Source organism: Anaerolineaceae bacterium oral taxon 439, from assembly GCA_001717545.1.
In the GTDB taxonomy this organism is placed as follows: domain Bacteria; phylum Chloroflexota; class Anaerolineae; order Anaerolineales; family Anaerolineaceae; genus Flexilinea.
On sequence record CP017039.1, the window covers coordinates 202,599 to 225,527 of the forward strand.

A 22,929-nucleotide genomic window follows, 5' to 3' on the forward strand; every position below is an offset into this window, starting at 1 on the left:
ATGGAGGGATCCTTAATGAACCGAATTCATATTCAAACAGCTGCCGACCCGACCGCGGTCGGGAAAATCACCGCGGAAATCTTTCTTTCCCATGTCCGCGCTAAGCCGAACGCCGTTTTAGGACTGGCGACCGGATCGACGCCGCTGCCGCTGTACGCCGCGCTGGTCAACGCCTTTCGCGCCGGATCGGTCTCGTTTAAAGCGGTACGCACGGTAAACCTCGACGAATACGTCGGACTGGCCCCGACGCACGATCAGAGCTACCGCTATTTCATGAACGAGAACCTTTTCAAGCGGATCGATATCGACCTTGCCAACACCCATATCCCCGACGGAACGGCGGAGGATCCGGAAGCCGCCTGCAAGGCGTATGAAGAAAAAATCGCCGCGCTCGGCGGGATCGATATCCAGCTTCTCGGGATCGGCCTCAACGGGCATATCGGGTTCAACGAGCCCGACGACGTTTTTTCAAAGACCACGCACGTCGTCAGGCTGACCGCGATGACCCGCGAATCGAACCAGCGTTTCTTCGCCTCGCTCGCCGACGTCCCGACGCACGCGGTCACGATGGGGATCGGGACGATTTTCGCCGCGAAAAAGCTCGTTCTCGTCGTAACCGGCGCGAACAAGGCCGAAATCCTGAAAAAGACGCTTTACGGCGAGGTTGACCCGCGCGTCCCGGCTTCAATCCTGCAATTTCATCCCAACGTGGAAGTTTTCGCCGACGAAGCCGCGGCGCGCCTTCTCTGAAACGCGGATCGCATAAAAAAACGAGCCCTCGCCCGGACGCCGAATCGGACAGCCGCGGGGGTTCGTTTTATCCTGAAATCATCGGCCGATCTATTCCGCCCGGGGCGTCTGGCAGTCGGGACAGACGCCTGAAAACAGAACGCTCTTCGACCGGATCTGATAACCGCTGATCGCTTCCGGAACCGGAAGGCTGTCAAAATCGTACTCCAGATCGATCAGCCGGTGGCACTTTTCGCATTCGAAATGCGCGTGCGGCTCGGTGACGATATCGTAATGCAGCTCGTTTGCGCTCGTATACACCGGACGGACCAACCCGGCGTCGACCAGACTGTTGACCGTGTTATAAATCGTCGTCCGCGAGAGCGTCGGGATCGTCGATTTCAGATCGTTAAAAATCATGTCAACGCTGGGATGCGTATGATTTTCTGTCAGGTATTCAAGAATCTTCAATCGCTGGTACGACAGCTTGATATTGTGCCGCCCCAGTTCTGTTTTAAGTTTTTCAGTGGAATCTTTCATAGTTTGTATATCTTTCGATCTAAAAGTTTTCTCTGATTATAGCATATTTGAAATTGTCATACATGGGTTATGGCTCATGCCATGCGGAAGGCGTCCCCGGATCGGCCGACGGGTATGGAACTTTCCGTCCCGGACCAGGCCCTTCCGCATCATTCCGGCAGCATATGCAGATTTCTTTCTGATAAAATACAGGAACTCCACAGGACGGGGGATTATCCGTCCGAGAGAACGCGATGAACCGCGAGGATACCTGGATGAGAACCGAAACCGGCCCTGAAAACGAACCCGCCGCCCGCGCGATCGGCGTCTTTGACTCCGGCGTCGGCGGACTGACCGTCATGCGCGCGCTGATGAAAACGATGCCAATGGAGGATATCGTTTACTTCGGCGACACCGCGCGCGTTCCCTACGGGAGCAAGTCGAAAGAAACGATCGTCCGCTTCTCGCGCCAGATCGTCAGCTTCCTGCGCAGCCGGTCCGTCAAAGCCATCGTCGTCGCCTGCAACACGGCCAGCGCCTGGGCGCTCGAAGAGCTCCGCGGCGAATTCGAGCTTCCGATCGTCGGCGTCATCGCCCCAGGCGCGGCCGCGGCGGTTTCGGCGACGCGGAACGGGAAAATCGGCGTCATCGGCACATACGCGACCGTCGAGAGCCAGGCCTACGACCGCGCGATCCGCGCGCTCGATCCGGCGCTGACGCCGATTAAAACCGCCTGCCCGCTGTTCGTTCCGCTCGTTGAGGAAGGGCTGACCTCCGGCGAGATTACCGACCGCGTCGTCGCCTATTATTTAAGCGGGATGAAAGCCGGCGGCGTCGATACGCTCCTCCTCGGCTGTACGCATTATCCGCTGATGAAAGGCGCGATCGCCGCGTTCATGGGCGAGGGCGTCCGCTGTATCGATCCGGCGAAGAACACGGCCGAAGAGCTGCGCGGGATACTGGAAAGCGCGGGGCTCCTCCGCGGCGGCGCGGACGTCCCGGCGAAAGCGGAATACACCTTCGCCGTCAGCGACGCCGAAGAAAGGATGACCGCGTTCGCGAACCGGATCCTGCCGTTTTCGATCGCGGCCGCGGAAAAAATCGCGATCGAAAGCTATGAGCCCATCCCGCATGGATCATTCAACGAAGAAAGGGGAACCCTGCGATGAAGTATCGAATTGAAAAAGGAACCTGTTCCGAAATGGGATGCGAAGAATGGACGATGATCCAGTCCGACGGCGATCGCTCCGTCGCCGAAGTCACGATCCTTCCGGGACACGGCGCGAATATCCGCCGCTACGCGGTCGACGGAATCGAGTATCTTTACCCGGCCCCGGAACCGCTCGTGGACCGGCGGCATTTCGGCGTTCCGGTCCTGTATCCGTTTCCGGGAATCGTCCGCGGCTGCGGCTTTGAATTCGACGGGCGCCGGTTCGAGCTGAAGCCCAACCGCGGGACGTTCTACCGGCATGGCTACGTTATCGAAGAACCGTTCGCCAGCGCCGAACCGGTCGCGACCCCGAACGGCGTTTCAGCGTCGTTCACGTACACGCTCCAGCCGGGAAATCCGCTTTTCACGGAATTCCCAATCGAAAACCGGCTGACGCTGACAATAACGCTCAGCGATCGGCGGCTCCAAGTCGGAGTCGAAATAGCGAATCTGGACCCGGAAAACCGGCTGCCCTTCGGCTTCGGGCTTCATCCATACTTCAATCTTCACGGCCCCCGCGATACGATTCAAATCCGCGTCCCCATGAAGCTCAGGGTCGACCCGGATCGGGGAACGCTCGCCGATCCCGCGCTGGGAACGTACGACCTGCGGAGCGAACGCACGATTGAGGACATGGTCATCGACGACGTTTTTCAGGGAATGACGCCGGACCAGCCGATGACGCTGACGTATGGCGCGATCGGGAAGCGGCTGACGATTTCCGCCGGCGAACCGTTCACGCACAGCGTCGTCTATTCACCCGAAGGCGCGCCATATATCTGCCTCGAAAGCTGGACCTGTTCCCATGATGCGCATCGGCTTTACGCCGATGGGAAACAGGACGCCGCCCACCTGATCATCCTGCCGCCGGGCGAGACGATCCACGCGGCCGTCGAATACCGCGTCGATCCGGTCTGAGTCCGGCGCGTGAAAACGCCCGCGTTCATATGACGCGGGCGTTTGGGCTTCATAAAGCAAGCGAAGCTGACTTTATCGCCAGCTATGGATTAAATTAATCCAGACGATAGTTTCCGAGGAAACTGGCTAATGCTGCGAAAGCAATTAAAACGAAGACTGTCATTTTCCCTTTCCTTTCCCCACATTCAGCCTTGCTGAACCGTGATCAGCGCGGGAATTCCTGTTCCCCGCCGATCGCCCTTATTGTAGGGCAAAAGTTATTTTGCATATGACATTCGTCGCAAAAATGTGACAAATGTCATATGCGCAAAAACTAAACGTTTCCTGGAAAAGGAATAGAGCGAATCGCCCCGGCCGCCGCGGACTTCCGCGTACGATTTCCCCGCTTAAAGCCGCAGCCGGCAAATCGCCGTTCCCATCGGGATTCGGGCGATCGCCGACTGTTTTGAAACGTTTGCCGCATGGACCGTTTCGCAGCGCGCCTCAGGCGGCTTCAAGCCCTCAGCCGCTTACTCCTTCAACGCTCCGGAGCTCAGCGACGTTACCAGGATATTCTGCGTCACGACGAACGAGATCACGAACGGGATCGCGATCAGGAGCGCCCCAGCGCAGAAGACCGTAAACTCGTTCTTCCGATCTGTCACGAACGTCAGCAGCCCGATCGCCAGCGTCTGCTTCGCGTTCGAGCGCAGCACTAACTTCGCAAAAATATACTCCATCCAGGGCCCCGTGAAGCTCGAAATCGCCAGGAAGGTAATAATCGGCTTCGTCAGCGGCAGCACGATCTGGAAAAATGTCCGCGCGTTCGACGCGCCGTCGATCTTCGCCGCTTCGTCGAGCGTCCGCGGAATCGAGTCGACGTAGCTCTTAACCAGCCAGGTATTATACGGAACGTTCCCGGCCGTATAAATCAGGACCATCCCCCAGAGCGTATCGAGACCGCCCAATCGGAGCAGGATCACATAAATCGCAACCATGCCCAAAAACGACGGAAAAATCTGCAAAATCAGGAACGACAGCATCAGGCTCTTCTTAAACGGGAAGCGGAACCGCGAAAATACGTACGCCGCAATCGTGCAGACGAAGACCGTCGCCAGCGACACGCCTACGGCGATCATCAGCGTATTCTTGAACCAGAGCAGGTAATTCGACTTACGGAACAGCTTGGCAAAATGTTCAAACGTAAACCCGTTCCCGAATGGAACCGTGCTCAGATTGGAAATCGAGCTTCCGGGCGTAAACGCGGCGGATATCAGGTAGACAACCGGGTACAGCACGAGCAGCGCGGCCAGCGTCAGAAACACATAAACCAGAACCATATTCGCCGTGCGAACGAATTTATCCCGCCGCACCATCCTCTCAAATTGCGCGTTGGTCATCAGATTTCTCCTTCCTTGAATGATTTCGTGCGGCGGAAGTTATAGATCGCGAACGGCGCTAAAATCGCGAAGATGCAAATCGCGATCACCGACGCGTAGTTATACTTCAGCAGGTTAATCGTCAGCTTATAAATCCAGGTCACCAGGATATCGGTCCCGCCCGCGCCGGTCAGCGTCGAATCCGAAACGATCGGATCGCCCCCGGTCAGGAAGAAAATCGCGCCAAAGTTATTGATATTGAACGTAAACGACATAATAATCAGCGGCATCGTCTGGTACAGCACCTGCGGCAGCGTAATATAGCGGAACGTCTGGTAATTCGACGCGCCGTCGATCTGCGCCGCCTCAAACTGATCCCCGCTGATCGACGTCATCGTCCCCATCGTCAGCAGCATGAAGTACGGGAAGCCCGCCCAGAGATTAATCACGATACAGATAATTTTCGCCAGCGTCGGATCGCTCAGCCAGGGGATCATGCTGCTTTTATCGATCAGCCCCAGCTGAAGCAGCGTCCGGTTGACAATCCCAAACGACCCGTTGAGCAGGTTGCGCCAGATCATCATCGAAACGACGATCGGGATCGCGTACGGCAAAATGTAAATCGAGCGAAAAACCGAGATGAGCCTGATTTTAAGCTGCGTCAGGACCGTCGCCATGATAATCCCGCCGGCGTAGCAGGTCACCGTCGCCGCCGCGCCCCAAAGAATCGTCCAAAACGCGACGCGCCCGAACGCGCCCGCCCAAACGTTACTGCCGCCGAACAGGGTCCGGAAGTTTTCCAGCCCGACCCAGTTCACGACGTTATTCGGCGGAATATGATCCGGGGCGGAATAGTCGGTAAACGCGACCAGCGCCGAAAACAGGAGCGGAACAATAATAAAGAAAATAACGAGGATCAACGCCGGCATCAGGCCAAGAATCGGGAAGGATTTGTTCGCCAGTTCGGAGAAAATGTTCTGGCCGCTGTCGTTCTTTCCGGTCAACTTCCGTTCGTCGTAATCCGACAAAGCGCTTTTAACCGACAGCGCGTACAGGACGAAGAAAAGGAAAATCACGGCCAGAACGGTAATCCCATCGATCATCATGAACATCGAATGGTCCCGTTCGATCATCGGAAGATCCGGCTTGGGGTCGCCCAACGTAATCAGGCCGTGAACCTTCCCGAACAGGGTCGGAATAAAAATCAGGAACAGGATCTCAATCAGCGCAAACAACGCGCCTTTAACGTACTGCTTCAGCTGGAGAAGATGCCCCAGTCCCATGAAGATAATCGACGTCCGGAAAAGCCGCTTCCGTTCCGGGTCGTCATGAATAGCGGATACAGCTGCCATATTGCATCGCTCCTTTCTTGAATCGTTTCGGGTTACAGTGAATTTTATGAAAAATCTTTCGCTGATTTCTCCACGGCGTTTCCGTGGTGAAAACGAACGTTGAAGAAAAGGCCTCCAAATCTGGCTGGAGGCCTTCTCGTTCTGTCTGCGTTATTTGGCGGTAAAACCTACGATCGCGGTATCAAGCTTCTGGAGCTCGGCTTCGACGTCGGCCCCGTCCCAGATATTCGCGGACGCGGCGCCGGCGGAATCCCAGAACGCGGTCATCGCCGGAACGGACGGCATCGGGAACGCGTATTTCAGCTGTTCAATGAAGCCGTTGACAATTTCCGATTCAACTTCCAGCGGAATCGCCGGAATCGCGCCGGTAATCTCATAGCGCAGCCGCTGCATTTCTTCCGAGATCAGGAACTTCGCGAAATCGGCGGCTTCTTCCGGATGCGCGCTGTACGCGGAGACGAACATCCCGCGGGTACCGGAGAACGAAGAAGCAGGAACCTTCCCGTCGAGCGACGGAAGCGTCGCAACGCCGAAGTCGATCCCGTCTTCCGTAAATTTGGAGACGTTCCAGGGGCCGGAAATATGGAGCGCGGCCGTACCGGCGCTGAACGCGCCGTCGGCGGTACCGGTATCGAGGTCGGCGGCGTTGAACGGAACGACGTCATGCAGCGATTGGAAAATCTTCATTCCGGCAATCGCGTCTTCGGTCGCCAGATAAGAAGAAGAGGTGTCGAGGCCGTCCGGACCGAAAAGCCGGTTCCCGTTCATCGTCGTAAACAGGATCGTATAGTACACGTTCCCGACGTCCATGACAAACCCGTATTTATCCGGGTTGGCTTCGTTGAATTCCCTGACCCAATCGGCGAGCTCTTCAAACGTCTCCGGGGCCTTGTCAACCAGCTCCTTGTTATAAAACAGCACGTACGTATCCGCGGTCGTTGGGTATCCGTACATGACGCCGTCGTACGTTAACGCCTGAGCGGCGGAAGGCAGGATCGCAGCGGCGACTGCTTCCGCGTCAACGGTCGGAAGAACATGCCCGCCGGCAACGAGCTCGCCCAGCTTATCATGCGGAGCGGCGAAAAGATCGGGGCCGATACCGGACGGGCCGTCGAGCGCGATCTGCGTCGAGGAATCGACAATTTCGACATTGACGAATTCGACCGTAACGTTCGGATTCATTTCAGCATACTTTTCGCCAGCCTGAATCAGCCATTCGTCGGGACCGCCGACGGATTCCCAAACGGTCAGCGTAACTTTATCCTGCGCGACGACGCCGGCAAACAACGCAGCAAATAAAGCGAAAACAACTAAAACCGAAAAAACTTTCTTCATGACAACATCCTTTCTTAAACCTTGATAAAAAGAACCGACCGGGATAAAAAAGCCCCTATATGTTATGGAAATTATACCTGTCCTTTCGGTTTTTGTAAATAATGTAAAGAGAACTCGCGAAAACTCGAAACGGATCATCCGGCCTAAGCGAAATAAAAGCGGATCAGGAAATACATCCATCCGAGATGCGCTATGGCGAAAAGCGGGACAAGCGTCCGGAATTTCGTTTTCCGCGTTTTATGATGAAACAGCAGCATCCCCGCCAACGCGCCAAACGGAGCGCCGGCGGCAACCCAGAGCAGCGTCCGCTCCGGGATCCGGCGGCGGTTCCGTTCCGCGAACCGCTTATCGATAAAGTAAAAGAAAAGCCCGACTGCGTTCGCCGCGGCGAACGGAACGATCCAGACCCAAATCAGCGTCAGGCCTTCCGGCGCGATCTTTAACATACAGGAATTTTATCGCGCGAAGCTCAGCTATTCCGAAGCAGTTCGACGATCCGCTCAGCAGCGCGCCCATCTCCATATGGGTTGACCGCCCCGGCCATCGCTCTCCGCGCCGTTTCGTCGTCGAGGATCCGCGACGTCTCCCGCAGGATCGTTTCCGGATTCGTTCCAACCAGACGGACGTTTCCGGACGCGACGCCCTCCGGACGCTCGGTCACGCTGCGCAGCACAAGGACCGGAACGCCCAGACCCGGCGCTTCCTCCTGAAGCCCGCCCGAATCAGTCAGGACCAGCGCCGACCGCCTGACCAGCTGGACCATGCTCAGATAGTCCAGCGGATCGAGAAGCGTCAGGTTCTCAACGCCTTGCAACTTCGCGAAAACGACCGAACGCACCCTCGGATTCAGATGAACCGGGTAGACGAAATGGACCCGGGCGCGGTACCGTTCCGCGAGCGCCGCGACCGCTTCGCAGATATCCTCAAGCGGTTTCCCGAAATTCTCGCGCCGGTGCGCCGTGATCGTGACGATCTCCTTCTCTCCGAAAGGCAGCCCCGCCAGCGGAGAGCGCTCCAGCTTAAAAGGAAGCCCAGCGGCAAGACGGAGCGCGTCGATCACCGTGTTCCCAGTTACATGAACGCTCCGCGGCTCGACGCCCTCCGCCAGCAGGTTCTCGCGCGCGCCCGCGGTCGGCGCAAAATGCAAATCCGCGATCGTTCCGGCGATCCGCCGGTTAATTTCCTCCGGATACGGGGCCCATTTCTGAAAACTGCGCAGCCCGGCTTCAACATGTCCCACGCGGATCCGGTTATAAAACGCGGCCAGCGCCGCCGCCATGACGGTCGTCGTATCCCCCTGAACGAGGAGCCAGTCCGGACGCAGCGCGTCCAGCGCCGGCTGGATCCCGGTCAGGATCGCCGCCGTCAGCCCACTCAGCGTCTGATCCGCGGTCATCAGGCTCAGGTCCAGATCGCGTTCCATCCCGAAGACGCCGAGAACCTCCTCGGCCATCTCGCGGTGCTGCCCGGTCAGGCAGAAAACCGTCTCCATGTCCGGAGCGGCGCGCAGCCGACGGACTACAGGGATCAGCTTGATAACTTCCGGACGCGTCCCGGCGACGACCATGATTTTCATGAATAAAACCTCGCGTTCTTCGATTTTGGGCGGAGGGAACGAACCGCCTGGCTGTTTCCGATTATACTTATTTTAATCGACAAATTTCATCCGAAAACGAACGCCAGCGCCGCTCCCGCTGTCCGCGCGCCGGGCGTATCGATCGATCCGGAGGGGTCCTGCTCATGCTCGCGAAAGTTATTTCCTGCGCCCTGACCGATTTGGACGGGACGCTGATCGACGTTGAAGTCGATACGTCGTTTTCCTCGCTCCCCAAAACGATTATCGTCGGCCTTCCCGACCTCGCGGTCCAGGAGAGCCGCGAGCGCGTCAACGCCGCCTTCCGTAACTCCGGGATCCAATACCCGCGTTACAAAGTGACCGTCAACCTCGCCCCGGCGGACATCCGCAAAGAAGGGCCGTCGTTCGACCTGCCGATCGCGGTCGGGTGCATGGCGGCGGCGGGGATTATCGACGCGTCCGCCTACGCCGGCAGCCTGATTATCGGCGAGCTGTCGCTCGACGGATCGGTCCGGCATGTCCGCGGGATTCTTCCGATTACCGCCCGGGCGAAGGAAGCCGGTTTCGCCAGCGTCTTCGTCCCCGCCGTCGACGCCAAAGAAGCGGCGCTCGTCCCGGGAATTACCGTCCTCCCGGTTTCTTCGCTCGAAGAACTCTTCAGGCATCTCAGCGGCGAAACCCGGATCCAGCCGCAGACAGCGCCGCGGCTTTCCGAAATCGTTCCGGAAATCCCGACCGATTTCGCCGAAATCCAGGGACAGGAAAGCGCCAAACGCGCGCTCGAAATCGCGGCGGCGGGCGGGCATAATATCCTGATGAGCGGGTCGCCGGGAACGGGGAAGACGCTGATGGCGCGGGCGCTCCCGTCGATCCTCCCGAGGATGACGATCGAGGAAGCGCTCGACGTGACGCGGATTTACTCGATCGCCGACATGCTCCCCGGCGATCAGCCGCTGATCCGGGCGCGTCCCTTTCGCGCGCCGCATCACACGATTTCCAATATCGGCCTTGCCGGCGGCGGGAACCCGCCGAAGCCCGGCGAAATCTCCATGGCGCATCGCGGCGTCCTCTTCCTCGACGAATTCCCCGAATTCGGGACGCGCGTCCTTGAGGTCCTGCGCCAGCCGCTTGAAGATAAAATCGTGACGATTTCGCGGGCCTCCGGCTCGGTGACGTATCCGGCGAATTTCATGCTCGCGGCGGCGATGAACCCCTGTCCCTGCGGCTATTACGGCGACCCGACGACAGCCTGCACCTGCTCTCCGACCGCGATCGACAGGTACCAGAAGCGCATCTCGGGGCCCATGCTCGACCGGATCGACCTGCATGTCGACGTCCCGCGCGTCGATTTCCAGAAACTGACGCACGCAGGACGGAACGAGGCGTCGGAAACGATCCGCGCCCGCGTCGAAGCCGCGCGCGCGATTCAGCGCGAACGCTACCGCGGGCTGCCGATTTTGAGCAACGCGGAAATGCGCCCCGGGGAGATTCGAAAATACTGCCCGCTCGACAGCGCAAGCCAGATGCTGATGAAAAAAGCGATGGAACGGTTCAGCCTTTCGGCGCGCGCGTTTCATCGGCTCCTGAAAATCGCGCGGACGATCGCCGATTTAGCCGGCTCGGCCACGGTCCGCGCGGAGGATATCGCCGAAGCGATTCAATACCGTCCGAAAAAGACGCGCTGAACCGGTTCAGCCAAGCTGATCGAGCTGGATCCCTGCCGTTTTCAGCGTTTCCTCGACGAGCTTGGGAGCCGGGAAACCGGCCGACGCGCCGGAAGTCCGGATTTTCAAGGCTGCGAAGACCTCGGCGCGAATCAGCGCGTCGATCGGCAGATACCCCTTCAGCGCGTAATTCAGGTACGCGGAGAAGAGCGCATCCCCCGCGCCGACGGTATTCACGACGCCCCCGAGGTTCGCCGCGCTGAGACGAACGAGCCGGTCCGCGCTCCGGTCGTAAAGGAGCGCGCCTTTTTCCCCGCGGCCGATCACGATCGTTTTCGCAGGGACGACCTCTTTCAGCCGCAACGCGAATCTTTCCGCTTCCTCGGGAAGCTTTTCATCGCTCAGGAATAAAATATCCGCCGCCTGCATGAAATCCCGATTATATCCGTCGTTCAGATCGCTCAGCACATGCACATCCGTCGCGATCGGGAGCCCCATCGATTTAATTTCGCTCAGCAGCGCCCGATTAAAATTCACGTTGCAGAGAACCGCGATCCGGCTATCGGGTAAATCTTCCTGGACGGCTTCGATCCGCAAGGTCCGCTCCTGAATATCTTTCAGGTCGCAGTAAATCTGCCGCCGCCCGGCGTCGTCATATAAAACGACCGACGCCGGCGTTTCGGGAAGCTCGCCGAAAACGGCGTGCGTCGGGATCCCCATATCGTCCAACGCGGAACGTATCCGGTCCGATTCCGCGTCGTTCCCGACGAACGACGCCAGTCGGACGTCGTTTCCCAGCGTTTTCAGCGCCTTCGATAGATTAAACGCGACGCCGGAAACGTTCGAGCGGATCCGGAAAAACGAATAATCGATCGGGAAATAGTTGATCGGGAACTGGCGGACCCTGACCGTCGTTTCGATATTGATAAGACCCGAGATAAAAATTTTCATATGCGGATCGTACCCGGGCTATGATATATCAGCCTTTCTATCATTCCCCGCCCTGATCAGGTTAATCCCTTTGGGACGGTTCCAAAATGCCCAGCCCGCGGCAAACCGCGGGCTGTCTCTCGCTTTCGTTTTTTACGGAACCGGCTTACCAGAAGCCGAACCGTTTTTTCGCCTCTTCCTTCGGCTCGTCGCCGGCTTCGGCGTCCGAGTCCTCAACCTCGTCGGGAAGATCTTCCGTTTCAGCGTCGTTCGCCTCCGCGCCCCAGCCGTTCGGCAGGATCGTCGCCTCCGGATCGGCGTTGCCCTCCGTCCCGGCGACGTCCGGCTCAGGGGCTGGCTCCGCCGGAGCGAGCGGCGCTTCCGCCTGCGCCTCCATCGCTGTGCGCATGATCTCGACCTTCTGCTCGCTGAATTTCATTTTTTCTTCCATTCTTTTCAGCGCCGCGTCAAGCTCGTCCCGCGCCTCGATCGCTTCCTTACGCGCCTGTTCCGCGTCGGCGGCGCTGAGCTGCGCCTGCCCGATCGCCTCCTGCATGTCCTTGATTTCGCGATCGGCGCTGACCTGCGCCGCTTCGAGCTGATCTTTGGCTTCTTCCAGCTCGAAGATTTTCTGACGTAAATCCTTGTTTTTGTTCTGCGTATCGATTAAATCGGCGCGATACTTGGAAAGGCTGTCTTCGAGCCCGGTCAACTCCTTTTTATAGACCCGATCCGACCGTTTCCAGCGGAACCAGCCGGGAAGGGTAAAAACCGCCGCGAAGACCGCCCCGATCGCCAGCGCCAGGATCATCAGGATCGCCAGCGGCAGGCTGAAACTCCAGATAAAGAAATGAAGCGTGACGATTTCGGTATTCTGGACGGCGAATATAACCGCCAGTACCGCAAAGATCATCGATACAATCATGCCGAATTGCATAAAACCCTCCTTCAAGCATCAGGATTCGTTGATTTGACTCTCCTTAATTTTACCCGAACCCGCGCGAAAACCCACTACGCCGTTCCAGGGCCGATCGACGGTTCATTGCCGCGGCGCGACATGATTGATCAGCGCGCGCAGGATCCCCATCGACGAATCGTACAGCGACTGCATTGTGTCCCAGATCGTATCCTGATTTAATATGCCGCAATACGGATGATCCCCGAGCTCATTCTCATGCTGATAATCCGTCCCCCACTGAGCATAGTAGTATTCTACAAGGGCATCCTCACGCTCAAAAATTTCGGGGAGCGCGGCAAGAAACGCTTCCATCCGCCCGGCATCCGCTTCGACACGCGCATGGAGCGCGCTCATTTTCTCCAGCCTGCGAAGCGTCTCCTCTTTTTCAGCTTCGCTTAACGACCCGGTCTTCTCCTCCGGAACTGTCTCCGGGTCTTCCTCGGTATGCAATTCGGTTTGCATTCTTCCCATCCTTTCTTTATAAATCATCCAGCCAAATCATAACATGTTCGGGACAGCCGAAAGGAGACGGCGTCATCTTTGACGTACGGCCCAGCGCAGGACTTTATACAAGCTGCCCCGGCAATTTCATTTTCTTTTTTGGTGAAAAACCGACGTCAAAATTTTCCACGTCCCGTCCGTCAACCAGGTAGCCCTCCGGCGTGTAGTAAGTCCCGGTAACGCCGTTCAGAAATCCTGCCCTCAACTCCCGGAGCAGAAAATAAGGAACTTCATCCGTCCTCGGTTCCGCGTTGTAATGAATCCCCCTGGAGCTCGCGACCACAAAGCCGAGCTTGCCGTAGAAATCCAGATTCCCTTCCATGCAGAGGGCGCCAACGCCCAGGTCCGCCGCTTTTTCCATGGAAAACTCCAGAAGAGCCTTGCCGTAGCCCTGCCTTTGATATTCCGGCGCGATGCTGATCGGGCCGAAGGTCATGATCGGGATCCGCCTGCCATCGTCCGCCTGGATTTCCGTGCGAACATACATGATATGACCCATGATTCCGCCGTCCTTTTCCATGACGAAATCCAATTCCTGGACAAAATCCTCACGGCCGCGATAAGCGTGCAGGATGTAATGCTCGATGCAGCCCGGCCGATAAACGTTCCAGAACGCTTCCCGTGTCAGATTTTCCGCCGCCCGATAATCATCAGGCGTTTCCAACCGGATCGTATAACCGCCTTGATTCATTGTTTTGCTTCCTGAAAATTGTTAACCGACGATCGTGTCAACTGACAATCACAGGAGGTCTGCATGAAATTGTATTGTGCAAGCCTCCCGGTTCAGGATACGATCTCCAAAGGATTGGTTTTCTTCAAACAGCGTCTCCTTAAAAAGGATTTCTCAACTCAGGCTGTCGAGCCAGCCTGACGTAAGAGTATACCCCGAAAATATATTCAGGTTGAAAGCGGTTATTTTTCCATCAGGCAACCGGCGCGAATCCTTTATAATGATCAGCATGAAGAAAGTCCAGACGCAATACGTCTGCCGCGAATGCGGCAGGACGAATCCGAAATACATGGGACGCTGCCCCGGCTGCGGCGGGCTGGGGACTATGGAGGAGGAGATCGTTTCCAATCCGGCGGCCGCCTCCGCGGCGCATCCCGCATTCCGTAAGAGCGAACCGGTCCGGCTCCGCGATATCGAGCTGACCGGCGAAAAACGGATCGATCCGGGGATCGGCGAGCTCGCGCAGGTCCTCGGCGGCGGGATCGTCCCCGGCTCGTTGATCCTGATCGGCGGCGACCCGGGGATCGGGAAATCGACGCTCCTTCTTCAGACGGCAATTTTCCTCGCCGGAAAAGCGACCGTCCTCTACGTTTCCGGCGAAGAATCCGAACGCCAGATCAAAATGCGCGCCGAACGGATTCTCGCGTCAGCGCCGAAGTTCCGCGATCTTTCCGAACGCCTCCTGCTGTACACGGAAACCAGCCTGGACGCGATTTTAAACGCTGTCGCCGAGTTGAAACCGGAATTCCTGATTGTCGACTCGATCCAGACAATCCAGCTTTCGGCGCTGGAATCGAGCGCCGGATCGCTGACGCAGGTCCGCGAATGCACCGGGAAATTACGCGAGCTGGCGAAGACGAGCGGGCTGACCGTTTTCGTCATCGGGCATGTTACCAAAGAGGGCCTGATCGCCGGTCCGCGCGTCCTGGAACATATCGTCGACACTGTCCTGTACCTGGAAGGCGACCGCTTTCAGACGCTGCGGCTGCTGCGTTCGGTCAAGAACCGCTACGGCGCGACGTCGGAGGTCGGCGTCTTTGAAATGATTGAGAGCGGGCTGAACGAGGTGAAGAACCCGTCCGAGCTCTTCCTTTCCGAACGCATGGTCAACGCGTCGGGGTCCGCGATCGCGGTCACGATGGAAGGGACGCGTCCGATCCTCGTCGAGGTTCAGGCGCTGACCAACCTGACCGCGTTCGGGAACCCGCGCCGGGCCCAGAACGGCGTCGACATGAACCGTCTTTTCCTGATTACCGCCGTCCTGACCCGGCGCGTCGGCCTCCGGCTCGGCGACCAGGACGTTTACGTCAACGTTGTCAACGGGCTGAAAATCAGCGAACCCGCCGCCGATTTAGCCGTCGCCGGCGCGATTTTTTCGTCGGCGCGCGGCGTGCCGCTGCGCGCCGATACGGTCCTGATCGGCGAGATCGGACTTTCGGGCGAGCTTCGCGGAATCCAGAAGCTCAGCGCGCGGATCAACGAAGCGCGAAAGCTGGGGTTTACGCGCGCGATCGTCCCGCGACTGCTGCGGAACCGCGAGACGTTCCCGACAGGGATCGAAATTATTCAGGCGCGAACGCTGAAAGACGCAATGCAAAACGCCGTCAGCGACGCCGCCCCTGTGGGAACCGATCCGGAAGGCGCGGGAAACGGGTAGAATAGATAAAAGACGCGGGCGTATCCTGATCCTGCGCCCGGGCGTTCTCCGGAGGAGCTATGAACGAAACGAATGAGATGATGGAAGGCGGACGGATAGAGCCTGAACGGATGGAAAGCGAGCGGATCGAGACCGGGAAGATCGAAAACGACGAGAGCGAAACCCAATTCTCAATTTCGGTCGACGCGCCGATCCTGCGATCGTTGATGAATACCCCAAAAATCCACGCGCTGGAGCACGCGACGATCGCCGTGCTGGCGTCGCGGTTCAACCGGAAAAAATTTTCCGGGCTTTCGCTTCCCTTCGGTTTTTTCCTGATCGGAGAGGCGTCGATCGAAGAGGTTCGCGACGCGTTTGACATCGCGCTGTCGCGGCTTAAGGCCGGCGAAACCGAGCTGGCGCTGTCGAAGAACTGCGGGACGAATATCGCCGTGACCGGCGCGCTCTGCGCGCTGACGGCGATCGCGGCGCTTTCCGGAACGAAAAGCACGAAGGAACGGATGAAGCGATTCGACCTGCTGGCGCTCTCGCTGGGGTTCCTGAGCCGGATTGGGCCGGAACTCGGGATGCTGGCACAGAAAGAAATCACAACCGACCCGAACGTCGCCGGGCTGAACGTCACCGAAATCAAGCAGACGACGATCTTCGGCCATGAAGCCTACTTCGTCAAGATCATTGAAAGCGAAAGGTAATCGGACGGACCCGGCATGGCGATATCGGTTCGCATCCTGCATGGCGACGACGAGGAAACGATTCGGACGGTTTTAAGAACGGTCGAATCCGGACTGCGCGCAACCGGCCTGGCCGAGCTGAATTTTCAAGTTCTCGACGGGAAAAATACCGACGGCGAAGCGTTTTCGAACGCCGTTTACGCGCCGCCGCTGATCGCCGACCAGCGCGTCGTCGTCCTGAATAACCCGTTAGCGATGGCCGGGGGGCGCGACGGGAACCAGCGCTTCCTGACGCTGCTGAATTCGATCCCGGAAACGACCTGCCTGATTCTGGTCATTCATGACACGTACGAACGGAGGGACTGGTCGGCGCTGCCGGCGAAATCGTTCCTGAGGAAATGGGCGACGGAACGGCCGGAGAGCGCGATCATCGAAACGCACGCGCGCCCCGACCTGAACGGCATGCGCGGCTGGATCACGGCGAAAGCGAACGAGCTCGGCGGGCAGATCGAACCGGGCGCAGCGCGGCTCCTGATCGGCATGATCGGCAACGACACCGGCGAAGCGCGTCAGGCGCTCGACAAGCTCCTTCTCTACGTCGATTTTGCCCGGCCGATCGATGAAAGCGACGTCAGCGAGCTGATCACCGCGAACAATACCGTCAATATTTTTGCCATGATCGACGATCTCGTCGCCGGAAACGCGAAATCCGCGCTGATCAAGCTTCACCAGCTCATCGAGGAACAGGACGTCCCGGGCGTTCTGGCGATGATCACGCGGCAGTTCCGCCTTCTCGTCCAGGCGCGGGAAATCCTCGACGAAGGCGGCGGGACCGGCGCGATCATGAAAGAGCTGGGGCAGATCGAATTTGTCGCCAATAAGCTCGGGAATCAGGCGCGCGCGTTCTCGATGAACCGGCTTTGCGATTTATTCGGCGAACTCGTCGAAATCGATCGCGGGCTGAAAACGTCGCAGTCCGACCCGCTGACCGCGTTGGATTTATTCGCCGTCAGCGTCGCTTCCGGCAAACGCAAGTAAAAATCTCAGCGCGTTCAGCGCTTCGCCTCGATATACGGAAGGAACCAGTTCCCCGACCCGGCGCGCGCGCTCAGGTCCGACGCGCTTTCAACCTCGCGGAGCTCGTTCCCCATCCGAACGAGATGGACCCAGGTTTGGCCGGGTTTCAGCGGGAACGGTTCGCCGTTTTCGAAAACGAAGCGAATCGGACGGAAGCGGTCGGTCGCGTTTTCCGCCGTCCCGCTCCGCGTCGTCCAGTACACGTCGTAGCGCAGCCCGTCGCGGAAGACGATCGCCGGACGGCGGTCGATAAAGTTCAGGACCGGCTTGAACCCGTCGCTCATCCGCTCGGTATCATGAAACAGCAGGACGACGTTCTGGAAGGAAAGCTGACGTTCGGTCAGCGCGTCGGTCGTCGGCAGGATTTCCGGGTTCCCAACTGAATTCTGCGAATGCGTATACAGTCCCGCGGCGCGGTCATACGTCCAAAGCGTCTGATTCGCCGGAGCGTAACGGACGAGGAGACTCGCCGCCGGAAGGCCGGTCCCGGGAGGGCCGTACGAAAACGGGAGCCGGAGGAGCTCCGGATCGGGAGGCTGGATCTTCGCGGTCCAGCTCGTCAGAAACGACTCGTACGTTGAAACCGGAAGCTTCGGATAGAGGTCCTTCCCGCTTTCCCCGTACCAGGACTGAACGTTGTACAGCCCGTCGTCAACAACCGCCCTGCGGTTGCCAGCGCTGATCAGCAGCGCGCCGTAATGGTTCCTCAGGTCCTCAACGCCGTAAAGCGCCCCGCCGAGCGAGCCGATATACGGATCGACGCCGGTCGACGCCGACGGAAGGCGTCCGTAAAAAAGGGCGAAAAGCCGCGAAATCCCACCCATGTCGTAAAATTCGAAAATCCAGGCGGCGAAGCTGAGCCCGGCGCTGGGACGGGCCTCGTCGGGATAGCGCGAAATCGGAACCAGCGCGGGAACCTTCCGGAGCAGCTCCGGATCGTCCGCCGTTTCGCCGGTCAGCGGATTAATCCCGCCGGGGAAGACCGTCTCCGGCGTGTCCTGACGCGCGCGGACGTCCGGAACGATCGCCAGCGCAGTTAGAGCGATCAGAGCGAAAAGAAGTATCGTAACGGTTCGCTTCATCATCGGAAGAACCTCCTGTTTCCGGCGCGGCGCCGGGATATATTGAAAGAAAACGTTCGCCCGCCGTTTACCGTATTGTATCATCAGGCGTCGGGAATAAAAAACGCTCAACCGGACGATTGAGCGCCTGAGCTCCTCGACCAGGATTCGAACCTGGAACCTAGCGGTTAACAGCCGCCCGCTCTGCCGTTGAGCTATCGAGGATCAACATCAGAATATTATAGCCGGATTCGCAAGGCTGTCAAGATCGCGTTATTTTTTTGAGATTCATTCGCGTGTCAGTCGTCGTCGCCGAGCCGGATCTGGATCGCCGGACGTACCCCCGCAGGATTGGTAATGAAAACCCCGATAATTTCGCCGCGCGGATCAATCGTGATGACGCGGCCTTTTTCAGTCCACGAACCATTTGTTTCAATCCGCGAAAAATTGTAATTGCGAAGCCACCAGTTCCCGCTTTGAGCGTTGTACCCGGGCAGGCCGCGAACGTAATCGGAGACTGGCGCGATCCGGTCCTGTTTTTCCGGAATGTAAGCCTGAACCTCCTCCATCGTCAAAGCGAAGACTTTGTTTAAAGAAATAACCACTTTTGAAATTCTATCCCATTTAGTCGGACCTCTTTCATAATATTCAAATTCGATGATCCTCCCCGCCTCAGCAGGCACAAACGCAGCTTCCACAAAATCTTCATTCAGCCATTTTCGCAAGGTGCAGCTCATCCAGGATGTCGCTGAGTCCCGATAATGATAATTTTTCAGATCGAGGATCGACCGGCTCAACAGCAGCGCGGCCTGATTCTTAATTTCCAGCACCCGCCATTCGATCGGTTCCGGCCCGTTTTCCAGATCGTTATCCTGTTCATAGCGCCCAAACTGGACGATATCGCCGACTTTGAGCCCCGGGAACGATAAGTCCGGCTCGCTCGTTGGCTCGGGACCAGATACCGCAGCCTCCGTCCATTGCGCGGTCGCCGTCATCGCTGCCGCAACTGACGCCAATTCTTCCGCCTTTTGCCATAGCGCTTCCGCGGTCGCCTGCTGCGCGGCGCGATCCGCTTCAACAGCGGCGGCTTCCGCGCCCAACGTTTCGGTCATCGATCTGGATCCCGCCATTTCGGTTTCGCGCCGGAGTACCGCTAATTCAGCGGTCGATGTCATTTGAGCTGCGGCTGCGGCTAATGTCGCCCCCTGCTGCCATAGCGCTTCGGCGGTCGCCTGCTGCGCGGCGCGATCCGCTTTAACAGCGGCGGCTTCCGCGCCCAACGTTTCGGTCATCGATATGGCTCCCGCCATTTCGGTTTCGCGCCGGAGTGCCGCCAATTCAGCGGTCGATGCCACTTGAGATGCGGCTACGGCTAATGTCGCCCCCTGCTGCCACAGCGCTTCCGCGGTCGCCTGCTGCGCGGCGCGATCCGCTTCAACAGTAGCGGCTTCCGCGCCCAGCGTTTCGGTCATCGATCTGGATCCCGCTATTTCGGTCTGACGGCTTTGCGCTTCCGCCGTCTCCGCCGGCGCGGCCGTACTCGCCTCAAATACGGAGGGCTTCGGCCGACCCATCAACAGGCCAAAAAGCACGGACAGGATCCCCAGACCCGCTAACACGGCCATCAGCCTGAGAGCTGCCTGACCGGCGCGCTGCATCCCGGAGTTCTCCTGAGACGCCTGATGGGCCCCGCTCGTCCCCACGGCCTGCGCAATCGGCAGGGCTTTCGCTTCCGATCGGATTTCCCGACTGCCAGTCGCCGGCTCCGCTTTCGCGACGCCGGCGCGAATCTTCCGAATATCCGTTTTGCCAAAGCGGACCGAGCTTTCCGTCCCGGCTTCCGCCTTCGGGACCGTCTGAATCCCGGTCGTTTCTCCCGATTGGGCTTTTCGCGCGGCGGCGGTCAGCGCCTGCAAGCGCAGCCCGTCCAGATCGCGCAAAAAATCTTTCATCGAGCCGTAGCGGTCGTCCGGCTTCTTCGCCAGCGCCAGATCGAAGAATTTCCTGACGGACCCGGGAAGATCGGGAACGAACTCGCGCGGGTCCGGGAACGGTTCCGTCGCCTGCTTCGTCAGGACTTCCAACGGCGTTTCGCCCTGAAACGGTTTCCGGCCGGTAATCAGCTCGTAAAAAACGACCGCCAGCGAATAAATATCGGCCCGGCCGTCGATCCGCTTGCCTAACCCCTGCTCCGGCGCCATGTACTCCGGCGTCCCGATCCCAACCCCGGTTCCCGTCAGCGTATTCTGATCCTCGGATTCCTCTAAAAATTTCGCGATCCCAAAATCGGTCAGGACGACTTTTTCGCCTTTGGTAATCATGATATTCGACGGTTTAACGTCGCGGTGCAGCATGCCCTGATCATGGACATAGCGCAGCGCGTCCGCAATCGGCCGGATCAATCGGACCGCCGTCTCCACTTTCAGCGGCTTGCGGACCTCCTTGAGCGTCGCCCCCTCTAAAAACTCCATGACCAGATACGGCATATCGCCGTACGTTCCGAAATCGTAGACCTGAACGATATTCGCATGGTTCAGCCGCGCCAACGCCCGGGCCTCGCGCTTGAATCGTTCGGGAAGCGTTTTGAGCTGATCGATCGTGAACCCGCCGACACGGATCAGCTTGATCGCGACCGGACGGTTCAGGTGCGGGTCGAAGGCTTTATAGACGATCGCCATTCCGCCGCGACCGATTTCCCGTTTGATTTCGTATCGGCCGATCGTTTTCACGCTGTCTTCTGTCATGGGTCCGATTCCCTCCTTCAAATATTGAGGTATTGAGGATCGCCGGTCCTCAATCATAATCTTACCGCAATCTGGAATAATTTTTCTGTTAATTCATGGTCAATTCCCTGATCTCAGAGCGCGGCCTCGGGAAAGAATACGACGCCGAACGCAGCGCGGAGAAGATAAACGATCGCCAGCGCGGCGACCGCGGCGATCAGGATCCGCAGCAACACCCCGACCGTCTTCGAAATCACCTTAACGATCAACAGCGTCACCAAAAGCCAGAGCGCCAGCGAGACCAGCCCGCCGATCGATTCAGGAACAGACATCTTTCAACCACCCTCCTTTCCTCCCGGGCTCAATAAAAGAAAACCAGGACCGAAAAAACAAAATGCGTCAGGAAAAACGCGCCGATCATCCCGCACAGGACGCGGCGGACCGGGGGCGTTTCTTTCCGTTGAGCCGCGGTCAGCAACGCCCCAACCAGCGCCCAGGCGCATAAAAACTGCACGGCCAGACCATTGCGCAGCCGCCAGAAAATCGCGGTCCGCGACTGGACCTGGGCAAGAAGGGCGCGATCGAGAATAAAAAAGGCCGTCGCCCCGGTCAACGCCGTCGCAATCAGCAGCGTCAGCCCGACGCGCAGCGCGCGGCGGCGAACCGTCCCAACGCATTCATAAACGGCGACGCAAAAAACGATCCAGCAGATCGACAGGATCAGATACAGATAAAGGTCGCCGGGAATCGCAAGCTCATTCATGTTTTATCTCTCCGCCTCCTACGCCCCGATCATCCGCGGCAGCGCGTACATCCCGGTCAGCGCCAGCGCAAAGAAGAGCGCAAGCGCAAGCCGGACGATTTTCCCCCCGTCCCGCTCCCGCTTTTCGTCCCCAAACGCAGCGTAAAACAGCGCGCTCCCAACGATCAGGACCAGCGTCAGCGCCGGCGTCGACGCCAGCGGACGGAAAAACGATAAGTACCCCGGCTCGAAAACCGCCGTCAGGTACAGCGTCAATCCCATCGCAACGATCAGCCCGAAGAACCAGGCCAGCCATCCGTCCATCTTATCGGCAATCCGCCATTGGATCAGGTCGGCAAACAGGAGACAAAGCCCGACGCCGTAAGCCGCGCTTCCCCAAAGCGACGACGGAAGAACCATCCAGTCCCGATAAAACAGGACCAATACGCCGGCGATTACCGCGGCCGACCCGATGAACAAGACCGCGCTGTAGACCGTCCGCCCGGATTTCAGGCGCATCCCATACAGCGACGTGACACAGACGACAGCGGCGACGCACGCCGATAAGAAGTAGAAAAATGGCTCGCTGAAACGTAAAATCGGTATCATCCCGCCCCCGTTATCCAGATAAAAATAAAATTCCCGCCCATCAGGACAACGACAAACGCGATCGCCAGCGCCGCCGCAGCGCGCAGCGCGAACGGGACCGACGGCGAAAACGCGCGCGCCAGCGCCGCCGTCAGGACGAGCCAGCCGACCGCCGTTATCATCCGATAAGCCTCGCCCAACGAAGCGAGGTCCGGGAAAATCGCCGCGACCCGATCCGACGCGAAGCGGAATAGCAGCGCTGCCGCGATCCAACCCAGGAAGACGAGCAGGTAAACGGCCGCCGATCCGGCCAGGATCCGTCCGCGCCCGCGCGCGTCGTTCGACCCCAGGTAGAGGATCGTGACGAGGAGAACCGTCAGGAAGAGTATTGCCGAGGGAAAAGTTAAACCCATAGTGTTTCGAATCCTTTGCCGGCGAAGCTGCCGCCGGGCATGTACAAAAATAAATCCGACCATTCGAATTTTACCAAAGTCTATTCAGGATCACCCCCAAAACGCCGGGATTGCGGCGAAATCCGCCGGCGTCATGGATTATCAGGCAAAAGCGGAAACCTCCGACGCGTCCAAAAAAGTCGATCAGGTCAAAAATTGCGCTATAATCGTTAAGTGA

General features: G+C 58.4%; 24 protein-coding genes and 1 tRNA gene. 8 read left to right on the forward strand and 17 right to left on the reverse strand.

Annotated features, from left to right (window positions below; genetic code table 11):
* The first annotated feature begins 15 nt into the window (after positions 1–15).
* Positions 16–750 (forward strand): glucosamine-6-phosphate deaminase, encoded by a 735-nt coding sequence (locus tag BEQ56_00995; protein ID AOH42182.1) that lies wholly within the window; start codon positions 16–18, stop codon positions 748–750.
* 90 nt (positions 751–840) lie between these two features.
* On the opposite strand, the gene BEQ56_01000 is transcribed toward BEQ56_00995, so the two are convergent.
* The gene (locus tag BEQ56_01000; GenBank protein AOH42183.1) at positions 841–1,269 is read right to left on the reverse strand and encodes a hypothetical protein; all 429 of its coding nucleotides are present in this window, start codon (positions 1,267–1,269) and stop codon (positions 841–843) included.
* Positions 1,270–1,523: 254 nt separating this feature from the next.
* Between BEQ56_01000 and BEQ56_01005 the strand changes: the two genes are divergently transcribed.
* Positions 1,524–2,417 carry a glutamate racemase gene (locus BEQ56_01005; GenBank protein ID AOH44340.1) on the forward strand — a complete coding sequence of 298 codons (894 nt, stop codon included), beginning with the start codon at positions 1,524–1,526 and terminating at the stop codon, positions 2,415–2,417.
* Positions 2,414–3,376, forward strand: coding sequence for a hypothetical protein (locus tag BEQ56_01010; GenBank protein ID AOH42184.1), 963 nt, complete (start codon positions 2,414–2,416; stop codon positions 3,374–3,376). The genes BEQ56_01005 and BEQ56_01010 overlap by 4 nt, the downstream gene beginning before the upstream one ends.
* A 509-nt stretch (positions 3,377–3,885) precedes the next feature.
* Here the strand turns inward: BEQ56_01010 and BEQ56_01015 are convergent.
* From BEQ56_01015 to BEQ56_01035, 5 genes are all read right to left on the reverse strand, one after another.
* Positions 3,886–4,731 (reverse strand): sugar ABC transporter permease, encoded by an 846-nt coding sequence (locus tag BEQ56_01015; protein AOH44341.1) that lies wholly within the window; start codon positions 4,729–4,731, stop codon positions 3,886–3,888.
* A 23-nt stretch (positions 4,732–4,754) separates the two neighbouring features.
* Complete coding sequence (locus BEQ56_01020; protein ID AOH42185.1) at positions 4,755–6,086, reverse strand: ABC transporter permease; 1,332 nt, start codon at positions 6,084–6,086, stop codon at positions 4,755–4,757.
* Between the two features lie 150 nt (positions 6,087–6,236).
* Positions 6,237–7,421, reverse strand: coding sequence for an ABC transporter substrate-binding protein (locus BEQ56_01025; protein AOH42186.1), 1,185 nt, complete (start codon positions 7,419–7,421; stop codon positions 6,237–6,239).
* A 143-nt stretch (positions 7,422–7,564) separates the two neighbouring features.
* Positions 7,565–7,843, reverse strand: a complete 279-nt coding sequence (locus tag BEQ56_01030) for a hypothetical protein (GenBank protein AOH44342.1) — start codon at positions 7,841–7,843, stop codon at positions 7,565–7,567.
* Positions 7,844–7,890: 47 nt separating this feature from the next.
* Positions 7,891–8,997: a UDP-N-acetylglucosamine 2-epimerase gene (locus tag BEQ56_01035; GenBank protein ID AOH42187.1), complete on the reverse strand. Its 1,107-nt coding sequence runs from the start codon at positions 8,995–8,997 to the stop codon at positions 7,891–7,893.
* A gap of 164 nt (positions 8,998–9,161) precedes the next feature.
* Here BEQ56_01035 and BEQ56_01040 point away from each other — a divergent pair, with 164 nt between their 5' ends.
* A complete protein-coding gene (locus BEQ56_01040) occupies positions 9,162–10,682 on the forward strand; it encodes a magnesium chelatase (GenBank protein ID AOH42188.1) in 1,521 nt (506 codons plus the stop codon).
* 6 nt (positions 10,683–10,688) lie between these two features.
* Here the strand turns inward: BEQ56_01040 and BEQ56_01045 are convergent, their stop codons facing one another.
* The 4 genes from BEQ56_01045 to BEQ56_01060 form a co-directional block, all read right to left on the reverse strand.
* Entirely contained in the window at positions 10,689–11,612 is a 924-nt protein-coding gene (locus tag BEQ56_01045) for a hypothetical protein (GenBank protein AOH42189.1), read from the reverse strand.
* A 145-nt stretch (positions 11,613–11,757) separates the two neighbouring features.
* Complete coding sequence (locus BEQ56_01050) at positions 11,758–12,528, reverse strand: hypothetical protein (GenBank protein ID AOH42190.1); 771 nt, start codon at positions 12,526–12,528, stop codon at positions 11,758–11,760.
* Positions 12,529–12,630: 102 nt separating this feature from the next.
* Positions 12,631–13,011 (reverse strand): hypothetical protein, encoded by a 381-nt coding sequence (locus tag BEQ56_01055; GenBank protein ID AOH42191.1) that lies wholly within the window; start codon positions 13,009–13,011, stop codon positions 12,631–12,633.
* 103 nt (positions 13,012–13,114) lie between these two features.
* Entirely contained in the window at positions 13,115–13,741 is a 627-nt protein-coding gene (locus tag BEQ56_01060; GenBank protein AOH42192.1) for a GNAT family N-acetyltransferase, read from the reverse strand.
* 259 nt (positions 13,742–14,000) lie between these two features.
* Here BEQ56_01060 and BEQ56_01065 point away from each other — a divergent pair, with 259 nt between their 5' ends.
* The 3 genes from BEQ56_01065 to BEQ56_01075 are packed head-to-tail and all read left to right on the forward strand — an operon-like array spanning position 14,001 to position 17,146.
* On the forward strand, positions 14,001–15,437 hold the full coding sequence (locus tag BEQ56_01065) for a DNA repair protein RadA (GenBank protein ID AOH44343.1): 1,437 nt from the start codon (positions 14,001–14,003) through the stop codon (positions 15,435–15,437).
* A gap of 59 nt (positions 15,438–15,496) precedes the next feature.
* Positions 15,497–16,129, forward strand: a complete 633-nt coding sequence (locus BEQ56_01070) for a hypothetical protein (GenBank protein ID AOH42193.1) — start codon at positions 15,497–15,499, stop codon at positions 16,127–16,129.
* 15 nt (positions 16,130–16,144) lie between these two features.
* On the forward strand, positions 16,145–17,146 hold the full coding sequence (locus tag BEQ56_01075; protein AOH42194.1) for a DNA polymerase III subunit delta: 1,002 nt from the start codon (positions 16,145–16,147) through the stop codon (positions 17,144–17,146).
* A 14-nt stretch (positions 17,147–17,160) separates the two neighbouring features.
* Here BEQ56_01075 and BEQ56_01080 read toward each other — a convergent pair whose 3' ends face one another.
* The 7 genes from BEQ56_01080 to BEQ56_01110 all read right to left on the reverse strand — a co-directional run bounded on the left by BEQ56_01080 (position 17,161) and on the right by BEQ56_01110 (position 22,712).
* The gene (locus tag BEQ56_01080) at positions 17,161–18,378 is read right to left on the reverse strand and encodes a hypothetical protein (protein ID AOH42195.1); all 1,218 of its coding nucleotides are present in this window, start codon (positions 18,376–18,378) and stop codon (positions 17,161–17,163) included.
* Between the two features lie 21 nt (positions 18,379–18,399).
* Positions 18,400–18,471: transfer RNA gene (locus BEQ56_01085), tRNA-Asn, on the reverse strand.
* A gap of 74 nt (positions 18,472–18,545) precedes the next feature.
* The gene (locus BEQ56_01090; protein AOH42196.1) at positions 18,546–20,990 is read right to left on the reverse strand and encodes a hypothetical protein; all 2,445 of its coding nucleotides are present in this window, start codon (positions 20,988–20,990) and stop codon (positions 18,546–18,548) included.
* Between the two features lie 113 nt (positions 20,991–21,103).
* Positions 21,104–21,301, reverse strand: coding sequence for a hypothetical protein (locus tag BEQ56_01095; GenBank protein AOH42197.1), 198 nt, complete (start codon positions 21,299–21,301; stop codon positions 21,104–21,106).
* A gap of 29 nt (positions 21,302–21,330) precedes the next feature.
* Positions 21,331–21,732, reverse strand: a complete 402-nt coding sequence (locus BEQ56_01100) for a hypothetical protein (GenBank protein ID AOH42198.1) — start codon at positions 21,730–21,732, stop codon at positions 21,331–21,333.
* Positions 21,733–21,750: 18 nt separating this feature from the next.
* Positions 21,751–22,320, reverse strand: coding sequence for a hypothetical protein (locus BEQ56_01105; GenBank protein ID AOH42199.1), 570 nt, complete (start codon positions 22,318–22,320; stop codon positions 21,751–21,753).
* A complete protein-coding gene (locus BEQ56_01110) occupies positions 22,317–22,712 on the reverse strand; it encodes a hypothetical protein (GenBank protein AOH42200.1) in 396 nt (131 codons plus the stop codon). Before BEQ56_01110 ends, BEQ56_01105 begins: the two co-directional genes overlap by 4 nt.
* Position 22,713: 1 nt before the next feature.
* On the opposite strand from BEQ56_01110, the gene BEQ56_01115 reads away from it, so the two are divergent.
* Positions 22,714–22,929, forward strand: coding sequence for a hypothetical protein (locus tag BEQ56_01115; protein AOH42201.1), 216 nt, complete (start codon positions 22,714–22,716; stop codon positions 22,927–22,929).